Consider the following 13383-nt stretch of genomic DNA (forward strand, 5'->3'; position numbering starts at 1 on the left):
CGGTTTGACCCAGGGCGCAGACAAGACAGATTGAGATCCCAAGCACGCTACCGCCCCACCGACCAGAGCCCAGTGTTTTAAGGACAACATAAATAATGTCTCGCAATTGTTGCGAATGAAATTAGGGGGGAACGGGGAAGCACAGCGTGATTTTGACCGTTCCTTGTCAAGCAAACCGCTTAAAAAGCATACAGCGGTGTTTCAAAAACGTGACGATTGTAACAATCGTAGCATTACAAGCAAGTTACAAACCCGCCCTCGGTGCTTGATACGCAACAACACACCCGCACCAAAAAATCCGCGAAACCGCGGGTTAAAATAAGGTCGCAATAAGGATGCACGTTTGCGGAGGGGTTAAGGCCAGCACTCCTCCAAGCCCCCGTTTCGCACTGCATAAGCATTGTCATACGATAAGCCAGATATGTCCACCTCCAATACTCGTTTGTTGCCAGGTTATTCCGGGTTGAGAGTTAGACTTTGGTCGAACCGGCAATTTTGGGCGTTGGCATCGCACACATCAAACCACAGCGTGTCTTGGGATGGCACAACGCCGGGCACGAGGAATCTAGATTCTGTACTTTCAGCAATGAGGCGTTTGTTGCCTTGAGCGTCGCTTTTAAGTACCACGTAACGTTGGTCGCCCGTTAGCGGCTCGTCGTCGACGGTTAGCTCAAATAACGCATTGAAGTCCACATCGCCAGGCTGATTGTTAATGTAGGGCAAACGGTTGCAACGCAGGGGGCAATCCCAAATCGGCCGCAACCGCACATTGGGCGCCAGCTGCTCAAATATTACCCGGTCCAGGGCCAGGCCGGCGTCTGCTACCCGGCGGGTGCCCGTGAGTAATGAAAGATCGATGCCAAGCAAAGAATCGCTGGCTGGCCGGGCGGTTACGGTTAGGTGCTCGGCAAGCGCTGCTGGTTCCAATGCCGCGTTTTGTTGTTTCAGCAACGCAGCAATGCCAGCCACAAGCGGTGAAGCGAATGAGGTGCCACTCACGGCGATGAGCCGGCCACGCTGGTCCAGAGAGGTTACCCGAACCCCCAGGGCAGCCAGGTCTACGTTATCGCCGGTGTTGGAGAACTCCGCAAGCTGGCCGTCTGCCTGGACTGCCGCAACGGTGAGCACGTTAGCGCAGTTGGCGGGGGTAAAGGTTGATGCATCTGTACTACTGTTACCGGCGGCCACGACCACCAAGACACCCCGGCTATGGGCGTAGTCTATGGCCTCTTGCAGGAAGAAGGGGCACTCGGGCACACCCTCGCTGCCAAGAGAGGCGTTGATGATATCGACCGGCGCGGGGAGCGCCGGCACGCCATCAATAGAGGGATCCCCTGCCAGCCAGCGTATGCCCAACGCGGTGTCTGCCAACGAGCCGGCTACCTGCCCTTGGTCGTTGCAGCTGAGTACGCGGGCGGCCACCACATTGGGGGCGACGATCCCGGTGATGCCCGTATTATTATTGGCTATGGCCGCCATGACGGCGGTTACCGCGGTGCCGTGAGCGCCGTCACACACCGGATTGATCTCCGGTTCCAAGAACATAGAAGAAAGGCCCTCCGGGGAGGCCAGGTTGAACCCCGTTTGGTAATTCAAATCCCGGATGTTGTAGAAACCGGAATCCAGCACACCGATGCTGGGTTGTTGGCTAATGAAGACGCGCAAGTACGCATCCAGGATGTTCTGCACGCCCGCCGTCAGTGCGCCAGGTGCCTGCCAGGACGTTTGCCGGCTAAACCCCGGATCGGTTGGTTCGGCATTGGTAGCTTGTGGCGTGACGCCAACGCTGGCGCCTGCGCTGTCGTCAGGAGCCAGTAGTTGGGGCGGCTCTGGCTGCGGCGGTGTGGTTACTACATGATCCTGCGCAATCTTTAGTACGCCCGGTAAGCGGCGTAGCTGAGCCATCATGGCAGCCTCGTTACCCGGTGCTACACGGGTTAGCCCAAGGGCGCCATGGCGCTCGAAACCCGGAGGCAGCTGCACTCCCTCTTCAAATTTTACCAAGATGCGCCCAGTAGGCTGACCGGGGATAAAGGTGAGCCGTTTGGCGATATCAGGGAGGTTTCCCGGCAACTGGGGTTGCTGGGCCAAGGCATGGGTCGCGGGCACTAACGCCAAACAGAGCCCGATAAAGATTTGACGAAGGCCCATTACAACACCTCACACAACAGGTTTTGGGTGGCTCTAACCCGCACAAGGCCGTTTAGTGCCAAAAACGCCTCTTTGAGGAGGAACTCGCCGTCTTGCCATTCACCAAACCGTGAATCGATCACAAAAAATGAGTAATAGCCGCCCTCCGGGCTGTAGGCCATCGGCCCCAGAGTCGCGACCAGTTCAGCCGGCAACCCTAGTGTGGTAAGCAAGTCTTGCTGGGTTTGCAGCAGGCGTTTGGCGTAGTCTCCATGGTTTTCGATGGCTTGTTCGGCATTATCGAGGGCTTGCTGTAACAGCGGCAAAGTGAGTTGGCCAATGCGATACAACCTAAGGTTGGTATCCAAATTCACCAATGCCAGGTCGAGAACAGGGTGTGTTGGCTGATTTTCCGGAGTAAATTGCGCGAGCTGCTGCTCTTTCTCGTTAAAGGTCTGCAGGCCGGTGAGGTAGGCGTAGTCTTCCAGAAATCGATACAAAGCCAGCGGTTGCTGTAACTCGAGCAAGATATCTCTCTCGGCCAGAGTCCGCTCAGCCTGGGTGACCACAGCGCTTGCGATGCTATCAGGCTCGTCTGGGCCTGGCGCTGGGTCGTTACCGGGCGGGGGCGATGCTGTGCGGTCGCCGCCGGTTGTTACGTCTGGCTCAGGAGGCGCGTCACCGCCACCCCCTCCTCCTCCACAGCCGGCGAGTGCGAAAAGTAAGATAATCAGAGTCAATCGTTTAATAAGTCACCTGCCAGCATCGCATATCACCATCTATCTCAGCTATAACCCACTCGCTCCTTCAGGCCAACTATAACGTCTGTTTTCGCTCAGGCTTTGTATTGCCCCAACTGCTTTTGAAGCCGCTCTGCCAGATCTTGCAAGGCCTCGGCCGCCTGGTTGGTGGCGCTCGCGTTTTGCTCGCTGGTCAGGGCAATTTGGCGTATGTGATCTAAACGCTGGTTGATGTCTTCGGCCACCATGCTTTGCTCTTCAGCGGCACTGGCCATTTCCACATTGGCGCCACGAATGCTCTGCACGGCCTCTCGAAGGGATTCAATGGCAACGCCGGCTTCCTCAATTAAACCACTGGTTTTCTGGGCCAGTTGGCTGCCGGTGTCGATCACACCGACCACTTCAGCAACGCCGCCTTGCAGCTGCTCAATTTGGGTATGGATTTCCTGCACAGATTCCTGGGTTCGGCCAGCCAGGCGGCGCACTTCGTCTGCCACCACGGCAAACCCCCGGCCATGCTCTCCTGCTCTGGCGGCCTCAATGGCGGCATTCAGAGCCAGAAGGTTGGTTTGTTCGGCAATGCCTTCGATCACCGACAAAATACTGCCGATGCTGGAAGAGGCTTCTTTTAACATGGCGCCTGCCTGGGCGGCGCTTTGGTTGTTGTCCAGCTGGTTTGATATCGCCTGGGTTGTCTGGTCTATGAGTGTGCGGCCGCTCTCTGCCAGTGAATCTGCCTGGGTAGCGATGTTTTCAGCACGGCTGGCGCTTTCGGCCACGGTTTGGGCGGTCGCTGTCATTTCGTTCATGGCGGTCGCTACTTGCTCGGTTTCCTCGCTCTGATCGCTGATTACGGAGGAAGACTGGCCGGCAATGGTTTCCAGCTGTGTGGCGGAGTCCAGCAACTGGTGAGACGACGCCTTGGATTCTGCAATGGTGGTTTGCAGCCGGTCCAGAAGCCGGTCAAAGCCTTTGGCCATCAAGCCCAGTTCGTCGGACTTTTGAGCGTTAAAACGAATGGTCATATCGCCCTCGCCATCCGCAATGTCTTCAATGGCGGCAATCATGGTTTGGAGCGGGCGACCCACAACCCACTGCACCAACAAGGCCAGAATGACGATTAACACGACTCCGGCCACCACAATCCAGAGCACAGAGCGCAACACCTGGCTTACGACCATGCCAGACACTTCCTCTTTGGAATAGCCGGTGATGATCTGGTATCGCCAGGGCTCGAAGGGCACCACCCTCAGTTGCCATTGATCTGGCCGGTTCTCCAGTATCGACGCCAGCTGCTCTGTTTGAATGTTTTGTGAATGGGTTCGTACCCTGCCCCGGTCGTCGACAACAGCAACAAAGCCGTTTTGCAGGAGACGGGCCGCCGATACGACTTCCTCCAGTTTAGCGAGGTCTGCGGTGTATCCAACGTACCATATGCCCACTACCGTGCCGGCTGCATCTTTCAGAGGAACATAGGCGGTAATGTATGGGTTACCAAGAATGTCTACCTGGCCAAAATAAGCCTCGCCACGGCTGATGGCCTGACCGGCAGCACCGTTCATGTTCAGCTTGGTGCCGATGGCCCGGGTACCATCTGATTTTTTTACGTTGGTCGATACCCGGATGAAGTCGTTGCCCTGGCGGACAAACACAGTGGCTGTGCCGCCCATTACGCGGGTGACGCCATCCACCAGCGTGAAGTTATTGTTGATAAGTTGGTTGCCGAGATACAACCCAGGAGCGTTGGTGCCCCCCACCGCAGAGGTGCCGAGAACGCTAGCCGGGCCCAGTGCCTCTCCTCTTTCAATCAAAAGATTAAGCGAACTACGCACTTGCGCTGACATTAAACTGTTGGTGATGTCCAACAACTTGTGGACTTCGTCCGTTAATAAATTACTGGTTTCGGCGACATCTTCCGATATGTCCGAGCGGGTATCGACGGCCGAGACGACGCTCACCACAACGGCAAACGTAGCCAGCAAGCCGCATACCGCAGCTATAAAGACGTTACGAATAGACATCGTGTGTTCCCTCAGTTTCTTATGAGTCTTTGAGTCGGTATTGCTCTGGCGTCACCGCTTACCGTTAATCCTGTGATCGCTGAGATACATCGTTCAAGGCTCTGAGCGATCCGGCCAGGCTTTCGATACGGCTGTTGGTTTCGGTGACCAGTCTATTTATTTCATCGGCCGACTGGCTGGATTTTTGAGCCAATTGGCGAACTTCATCTGCGACCACTGCAAAACCCCGGCCTGCTTCACCCGCCCTGGCTGCTTCAATGGCCGCATTCAGAGCGAGCAGATTGGTTTGCTCGGCAATCTGGTTAATGGTGTTAACGATGTGTGAAATGGAGTCTGAAGACTTGAGTACCGATTCCATTTCCCGGTCGGTGACTTCGACGGCCTGCATCTTGGAGTGCACATCGATACCGTAGGCCACGAAGTATTTGATACTGCCTGAGAAATCCGCGATGGGGCATACTGTCAACTCAAACCAATGATCCTGGCCATGCCCATTAGGCATCGCGTAGAAGCCTTTCAACTGCTCCCCACCAAGAAGTTTGTTGAAATCGTCTTGGCCAACGATGGATTTCAGGTTTTGAATACGGGCTTTGGTGGCCGCCTCGGAGGGGTCGCCCAGGCTGGCGAGCATGTATTGGTTGGCACTGGTGAGGGAGCCGTCTAACTGCCATTCGGTCACGCCGTTGCTGTCGCTAATGGCCTCAAACCGGCGGGTAAACTCCAACGATTTTTCTTTGGTGTCTGTTACATTGGCCTGAATGGAAATGTAGTGCGTGAGCTGGCCTTGGTCGTCAAACACCGGGTTAATGGCCAGCGATACCCAATACGGTTGATTGTTGCGGTCGTAATTCAGTATTTCGTTATAAAACGGCTGATTGTCACGAAGTTTTGTGCGTATTTCGTCAACGGTCGCCGGGTCTGTATGGGGCCCTTGTAACAGGTCTCCGGGGCTTTTGCCCACCACTTCATCAAGCGTGTAGCCTGTCAGCTGGGTAAAGCCTCTATTAACGTAGGCAATGGTGCGGTCGGGCTTGGTGATGATCACGGCATTATCGGTTTCGTTGGCCACCATAGACAGCATTTTGAATTCGTCGCGCCGTTCCACTTCTTCCGTAACGTCTTTCAGAAAAGCCGTGTACAGGATTTTGTTGTCCAGCCGGATTTTAGACAACGCCAGAGAAGCCCAGCGGCGGGTGCCATCTTTTCTGAACACCGGCACTTCGCGGGTAGTGCCAACGATTTTATCGACGCCGGTGTGGCGATTGGCATCTACCAGGCTGTCGTGACGGTCGCGAATATCATGGGGCACCAACATTTTGACGTTCTCGCCCAGCATCTCTTCGCGCTGGTAACCCCAGAGCTTCTCAGCGGCAGAGTTCGCAAAAATAATGCAGTTGTGTTCGTCTATGGTGACTACCGCATCGAGGGCCTGCTCCAGGGTTTGGTTGATCATTTCCCGTGAAGCGCGCTCAGCCGTGATATCGCGGATAAATGCGGTGTAAGTGATGGAACGGCCGGAGACGACTTTGTTCAGCGCCAGGCTGACCCACACCTGGCTGCCGTCTTTACGTGTCATGCATACATCGCGGCTGGTGCCGACGATCTTGTCGGCCCCGCCCTTGCGGTTGCGATTGATGTGCTCATCGTGATGCTGCTGTATGTCTGACGGCACCAGCATTTTTACGTTGTTGCCCAGGACTTCTTGTCTGGAATAGCCCCATAGCCTCTCGGCGGCCGCATTGAAAAAAGTCACCTTGTTGTTTTCGTCAATACTGACGACGGCGTCTAAGCACTGCTCCAGTACGCTTTGAAGGGAGTTGGACCTGCGAAACATGTGGTTATCAACCTTTGCGAAATCTAACAAAGTAATAATGACTGATTTGCCTAAAATTTCCATGAGTGTAAAGCGTCAAAAATGTAACAACCAGTAAAGAAAACGTGAAAAACTGTCGGCTTTTTCTACAAAAACCGCAAATTTCGTTTGGATCTTACCGAATTTGGTGATTACAATTTTGTTAGGTAATTTGGAAACTTTGGCGGAATGACGATGACCACTCACGCTCGAATGTTATGCTGTTTCGTATTTTGCATGGCTTTAATCCACCCGCAAGCTCTAGCAGACACGCTTACTTTTTCTGCGAACGGCCAATCTAGTTTGCTCACAAGGCTCACTCTAGAGCAGTTGCCCCAGACCACAGTGCGAACCAGCAGCCCGTACTTTGAGGGCGAGCAAACCTTCACCGGGCCATCCATGGAAGTTCTATTCACAAGCCAGGGGGTCGGTAAAAGCGGCGCCGTAACTTTAAGAGCCTTGAACGATTATAGAATCACGACCAGCATTGAGGAACTGGTTCGCCTGGAGGCCGTTGTTGCCACGCGCAGAGAGAATGACGTTATGAGTATTCGCGATCGTGGGCCCTTCTGGGTTATGTTGCCGTTGTCTACGCGCCCCGAGCTCGATGAAGAGCTGTATCACCGGTTGATGGTGTGGCAGCTGTCCGAAATCATTTTGGAATAGCGGTTATTTAACGCATGACGCTGTCCAGCAAACTCCTATCCAAACCCGTGGTCGCGGTGTTGTTTCTATTGATCACCGTGCTGCTGGCCATGAGCTTGGCCACGTATGTTAAGGATCGCTCGCTGCAGTCAAACACGTTTTCCTCCCTTCGCATTGCGTCTTGGAGCCTGGCACAAATGGGACGTGAAGCCAGCGCCCTGAACCTGGAAGTCGCGCTGGCTGCTAATGGCGCGGGCTCTCAGGAAAGACTGCAGAAGCGCTACGACATTTTGTGGAGCCGCTTGGATTACATCCTTAACAGCCCGGAGGCAAGCGTTGTCCGATCCCATGCGGACAACAAACAGGCCGTCGATGACATCTTTCGTTCTTACCGTGCATTGGAGCCTATGATTTCAGCGCTCATCGGCACTGATGAGGCGAGCACTGATCAAACCGTTAAACGCTGGCAGGACTTACATGGAACACTCCAGCGCCTGATTACCGATAACTTTGTGGGTGACGAAACCGCTTTTCTGGCGGTTGAGCTTGAGCGGTCCAGAGACCGACTGGCCAATTTAAGATTTTTTACCCTGAGCTTGTTGTTGGTGACTTTTGCTTTTCTGGCAGCCGCTGTTTTCATCGTAAGAAAGCAGAACCGGCTGAACTCGGTTACTGGGTTACCAAACCGGGAAACACTGCGTAATGTCAAAAAAGCAGGGGCTGAATATGCCGTGATCTGTCTCGAGATCGCCGATTTTGATCTTGTTCTCAGTGATTTCGGCACCGAGGCAGGTGACGCATTGCAAAGAGATATTGCCGCAAAGCTTCGCGGTTTGGTGGACAGTCAGGATGAGATTATTCACAAGACCCCGGAAAGCTTCGTAGTATTAACCTTGTGCAGATCTAGAAGCATTCTTGAGGACAGGCTGAGAAGCCTGCGCGAGGTACTATCGTTCGATTGGCGCTGGGGGTCTGCCGTGACCGCGATCAGGCCCTTCATGGGTGTAGACCCTTCAAATGAGGGACTGTGCCCTGATTGGACCATCCGTTACCAGCGCGCTCACCGGGCTTTGGTGCAGGCTAAACTTGAAAATGAGCGGGTGGTTGTGAGTCAGGAAGACTTGCGTAAAAAAATCGACCAGGAGCGCCGGCTTCACGCGGAATTGCTAAGGGCTTTTAATCGTGAACCTTCTACCCTCACGCTCAGTCTCGTTTACCAGCCCATCGTACCAACCAACAGAACCCGGTTCGTTACCGGCTCAGAAGTTCTTTTGCGATGCTATGACCGTAACTATGGTTTTATTCCACCGAACGAGCTGGTTGCAATCTGCGAAAAATTTGGCTTGGGCGAGGCACTTGGTCAATGGATTTTCAGCAGAGTCGTCGAGGAGAATGCTGATCTTTACGTCAATCAACAGCTCGGCATGAGTCTTTCGATCAACGTGAGCCCGTCTATGCTCTCGCCCCGACTCGTGGGTGATGTGCGCTCCATTTTGCTGGCGTCCGGTATTCCCGGTGATTGCCTGTATCTTGAGATTACTGAGGACAATGCAGCTCTGGAATTTGAACGCATCAATAAAATCATTCTGGAGCTTAAAGATGCCGGCGTTCGTTTTGCGCTGGATGACTTCGGCACCGGGCACTCGTCTTTGGAGTATGTTCGCGAGTTGAAAATTGACCGCATTAAAATAGACAGGTGCTTTGTGGATGGCATCGACACTAATCCCAGCCGGGAACGTTTTTTGAATTCGATTATTTCGATGGCAGACACCGCCCGTTTGAACTGTGTTGTCGAGGGCGTAGAGACGCTCGCACAGCTGGAAATAATATCGAACGCCGGCGATTGCTTCGTTCAGGGGTATTTCATAAACAGGCCAATGACATCAGCAGCTTACAGGCAGCTACTCTTGGCGCCTGACACTGAAGTTCCAGATATTAATGGTTGCCTAATGGCCAGCGCGTGCGATTCACAACAGGCCAAGCCTGAAACTTCCCAGTTGACCGGATATAACTCATGATCACTCTGTACATCCGGCGCGGATACTCTCACATTCTTGCAGACCACCAAAACGATCCGGATATGATCTTGCGGAGTGGTAGTGAAAGCTCATTCTGTCAGCACTGCCCGGGCGAGCGTCGTCAATTAGCCTGATGTCCGCGTCCTCATAACCTTGTTCTCCGGGTTGTTTCAGCCATCGATCAAACCAGGCCACGGTATAGTAAGTAATCGAGGGTCTGCCCCAACCGCCCGCACAAGACCCACTATTGACGTCTGGGCACCATGATGATGCCGGAAACAATGGCAGCAATGAAAAGTCGAAATGCGTCGTGCCCTGAAAACCAACGGTATAAGCAGGAATTCCCGCTGCACGCCAGGCATTGAACGCAACTTTGCCACCCTGTGAATCTGGTGGTGCCAGGTATGGTAAGGGAGCAAAACCGTAGTCAGCAAAGATCGACATGGCAGGGACCCTTGGGGCAAAGTCCGGCAATGTTCCTTGGGTTACGGCCAGTAGCAAAACATCGTATAAAGGTGCGGGAAGCTGCAGGTTGCTTGCTGTTGTTAAACCCTCGCCCTCGGGAGTAATGAGACTATCCCATGCTACGGCCACATCCACCGGGTTTTCGTCGTCCAGAAGCCCTGGCCATGGGGCTGCTCCAGGAGCACCATAACCTTGCACCACCGATACCCCAATGGCCCCAAGTGAATGCCCGGCTATTCCCAATCGTGAGTGGTCCAGGCGCGACCATTGCGGGTTGTAATCAAACGTTCGGGTAGGTTGTTTGTCTGCACATGATGCGGCATGCGGGTATGGGATGTCCGGCGTTGACCGGAAAAAATCAATAGCATCAACTTGCCCCTCCCAGAAGACTTTAGGGTTGAGGTTACTCCCCTGTTCAAGCAGGGGTGTGAACAGGTCTGACTGGCCCTGACCACGGGGGTCGAAAGTAAACACTGCATACCCGGCTCTGACCAGCTCCTGGGCCGTCCATGTATAGGCAGTTTGTGGCGCCTGCACAGAACCATTAGTGATAACAATGGTAGGAACGGGACGGGTGTTACTTGCCGACTTTGGCACCCACACCTTTCCTGCGAGGCGTGCGCACTCTCTATCATAAAAAACGACGTCTGTTACATCCGCTTCTCTCTCGAAAAACATGGTACCGTCTGGCCCCATGGCTTGTGGGTACCGGTATGGGTCACCCGTGCAGGGCAAGCCATAAGTTGCGCACAATGGGGTAAGCGGCGTGTTGAGTGTGAGAGAAAGCGGGGGCAGAACGGTATCTAGGGAGATGGACAGTAACCAGGAGGGATCAAGCAGTGAGCGTTCTACCAGCTCCCCAATGTTGAAAAAAGTTTGTTCTGAAAGCCGGCGAACGAATGGAATGGACAACTGTTCGGTAGGTGCATCGAGCGTTCTGGCAAAGTTCGCGGACTCACAATCAGCCCAGGTTGCGCTCAGGCTATCCGCGTTGTCACAACGCCTATCTAAATTCACGGGAGTGGTAGGGATTAATCTAAGTTCGAGTTCCGACTCGGTTTCAGGCAACGCACCTGGAAGGGCCGCTTCTGTAGAGCCAACGTTATCTTTGCGGCCATCGCTTTCCGAGCCGCCGCAACCAACGAGTGACAAAGCTAACATAACCATTACACGGTATTTCACAAACAACCACCACTTGTTCGCAATTTTGAAAAACGTAGCGCCCAAAAAAAGCCCGCAACAGAGGGGGCTGTGCGGGCAAGTATAGAACAAGCGACTCTAGTCCCAGAACACGGTGACTACCGAATGTCACATTCCGAGGAGACTAGGTGTACTGGCGAACCGCCATGAAGGTAACGGTTGAGGCCGGAACACCACACCAGTACACATAATTTATACTATACTATATTTTTTCAATATCAAGTTTCACTGATGACATCTTCGTGTCAATAAAGGCCATCAAGGATTAACGTTGAGCAACAGGTTTGGAGACCCGTTCAAGTTGGTCAGCTGATTGCGGCTGGCCTGCGCGTCCAATTGCTGAGCAACCTGCTGAGGCGTGAGACTTGGATTCTGCGCAAGCAACAAAGCCACGGCACCCGCTACATGGGGAGATGCCATGGATGTGCCGCTGATGGTGTTGAAGTCTGTATCGCCAGTATGCCAGGCTGCAGTGATGTTGCTGCCTGGCGCCATAATGTCTACGCACTGACCATGGTTGGAGAAGCTGCTACGGCGATCCCGGTTATCGGTACTGCCCACGGTAATGGCCTCCGCTACGCGGTTAGGGGAGCCGTTACAGGCATTGGCATTGCTGTTACCCGCAGCAACCACAACCGGAATGCCTGTCGCCACTACTTCACGTACGGCATTGTCCAATGCAGCGGAACTGCCACCACCGAGCGACATATTGGCTACAGCCGGCCGTTCCGCGTTGTCGACCATCCAATCCAAGGCCTCGATAATGGCGCTGGTAGCCCCAGACCCATTGCATCCGAGAACGCGCAAGCCAATAACCTGACTCTCCTTGGCGACACCAAACAACGTACCGGCGGCACTGGAAGCCACGTGAGTGCCGTGACCGTTGCAGTCCTCCGCAGAGTAAGCAGATATGGTGTCTTCGTTACCGAAAGGCACCAGGCCACCGAACAGCAATCCAAGCAGGTCGCCAATCAACGGAAGGCCACCACCGCCACCGCCACCGCCGCCAAGACCGCCATCGTCATGAAAGTTAACACCGCTCGCTCTGCCCTGAAAATCGGCATGGGTGGTTCGAATGCCGGTGTCTAATACATAAACGTTTACGCCCTGTCCTGCCGTGACGGGGTAGGTAAACTGGTTATCGAGCGGCAAGGTAGTTTGATCAACCCTGTCCAGGCCCCAGGTGGCATCTGTCTGGGTCTGGGTGGCGGCAGTGCTCATCCAGCTGTCTGGTTCTACCGCTTTTACACCGGGCAATGATTCCAGCAAACGGGCCTGGCGCTCTGTTACCTGTACGGTCGCGCCTTGCATCACGTTTTGATAGACGAACAGAATATTACCGCCACCCACAGCGGAGAGGAGTTGCTCGATACCACCTACCAAGCCACCGGAAACGCCAAGAATGGAAGACAGTGAGGGATCGACTGTCACAATATAACGTTGCGCTATGGTGTTGTCTGGGGCTTCGGAAACCTCTTCCTGAACTGGCTGACTGGGCTTGCTGAACAGTTTTGAAAACAGACCCGCCTGCGCACTCAGGGGTGCTGCAGCCAATACAAGGGCAACGGCTGACGCCGCAGTTGTCCTGGCAGTTACATGTGACATATTCGCTCCTTGGTTTCTTGGTTTTTATCGAATAATTAAATTTATACAAACTATATGCAATTTCAATCTTTTTTGTTTGTGGGCGTCAGTCTTAAGGGGCCAGTCTCTTGGCCCCGGCACTCAGAACAGAGTGCCCTGGCTTACCTCCAGCGTTGTCATGATACGATTACCACGAGAAACAACCTCGACTATTCCATTGAACGCCGAATCACCCAGAACCAGTTCAAACCGAGCGGGCATAATGAAGCCGTTCGGGCGCCCCAGACGAGCGCCCATCGGCTCGCCATCAATTCGGAAATCCATTCTTAACGCATTGAAGTTTTGAGCAACTGCATAGAAACGCCTGGCCAGCCAATGGGAACCAGATCCTGCCAACCCACGGATCTTGGTGGCGCATACACGGCATTTTGAGCTACCAGCGGAATGACTGAAATGGCTATCAGACCAAGGGCAAACCGGCGACAAAACCAGCGCTGGAGCTCTGACAGGTATGTAGCTTTTGAAGGCTTAGCAATAGGGCCGATAAAACGACGGAGGCTCAAAAGCTAACAGCGATGCGTGACAGAAAAGTTACGATAAATTGCTATATACGATTTTTTATCCCCTTCAACATGATCATGGCACGATCACTTCACATAGAATATGCTATACGATTATCAAAGCTAGACGCTCATTAAGGCCATTTAAAAATCCGCATTGACTCTTAA

The 13383-nt window shown here is 53.7% G+C and carries 9 protein-coding genes; 2 read left to right on the forward strand and 7 right to left on the reverse strand.

What is annotated here, in order from left to right:
* Positions 1-453 precede the first annotated feature (453 nt).
* The 4 genes from ACTZWX_RS13800 to ACTZWX_RS13815 form a co-directional block, all read right to left on the reverse strand.
* The gene (locus tag ACTZWX_RS13800) at positions 454-2151 is read right to left on the reverse strand and encodes a S8 family peptidase (RefSeq protein ID WP_444714422.1); all 1698 of its coding nucleotides are present in this window, start codon (positions 2149-2151) and stop codon (positions 454-456) included.
* Entirely contained in the window at positions 2151-2870 is a 720-nt protein-coding gene (locus ACTZWX_RS13805; protein WP_444714423.1) for a hypothetical protein, read from the reverse strand. The genes ACTZWX_RS13800 and ACTZWX_RS13805 overlap by 1 nt, the downstream gene beginning before the upstream one ends.
* Positions 2871-2965: 95 nt before the next feature.
* On the reverse strand, positions 2966-4891 hold the full coding sequence (locus tag ACTZWX_RS13810; RefSeq protein ID WP_444714424.1) for a methyl-accepting chemotaxis protein: 1926 nt from the start codon (positions 4889-4891) through the stop codon (positions 2966-2968).
* Between the two features lie 64 nt (positions 4892-4955).
* Positions 4956-6725 (reverse strand): PAS domain S-box protein, encoded by a 1770-nt coding sequence (locus ACTZWX_RS13815; RefSeq protein WP_444714425.1) that lies wholly within the window; start codon positions 6723-6725, stop codon positions 4956-4958.
* Positions 6726-7286: 561 nt separating this feature from the next.
* On the opposite strand from ACTZWX_RS13815, the gene ACTZWX_RS13820 reads away from it, so the two are divergent.
* Together ACTZWX_RS13820 and ACTZWX_RS13825 are read left to right on the forward strand one after the other, a co-directional pair.
* On the forward strand, positions 7287-7409 hold the full coding sequence (locus ACTZWX_RS13820; RefSeq protein ID WP_444714426.1) for a hypothetical protein: 123 nt from the start codon (positions 7287-7289) through the stop codon (positions 7407-7409).
* Positions 7410-7423: 14 nt separating this feature from the next.
* Complete coding sequence (locus ACTZWX_RS13825) at positions 7424-9406, forward strand: EAL domain-containing protein (RefSeq protein WP_444714427.1); 1983 nt, start codon at positions 7424-7426, stop codon at positions 9404-9406.
* Here ACTZWX_RS13825 and ACTZWX_RS13830 read toward each other — a convergent pair whose 3' ends face one another.
* The 3 genes from ACTZWX_RS13830 to ACTZWX_RS13840 form a co-directional block, all read right to left on the reverse strand.
* Positions 9407-11053 (reverse strand): alpha/beta hydrolase family protein, encoded by a 1647-nt coding sequence (locus ACTZWX_RS13830; protein WP_444714428.1) that lies wholly within the window; start codon positions 11051-11053, stop codon positions 9407-9409.
* A 276-nt stretch (positions 11054-11329) separates the two neighbouring features.
* Positions 11330-12676, reverse strand: coding sequence for a S8 family serine peptidase (locus ACTZWX_RS13835; RefSeq protein ID WP_444714429.1), 1347 nt, complete (start codon positions 12674-12676; stop codon positions 11330-11332).
* A gap of 120 nt (positions 12677-12796) precedes the next feature.
* Positions 12797-12979: a hypothetical protein gene (locus tag ACTZWX_RS13840; protein WP_444714430.1), complete on the reverse strand. Its 183-nt coding sequence runs from the start codon at positions 12977-12979 to the stop codon at positions 12797-12799.
* Positions 12980-13383: the final 404 nt, after the last annotated feature.

The organism is Marinobacter sp. NSM, assembly GCF_052380025.1.
Lineage (GTDB): Bacteria > Pseudomonadota > Gammaproteobacteria > Pseudomonadales > Oleiphilaceae > Marinobacter.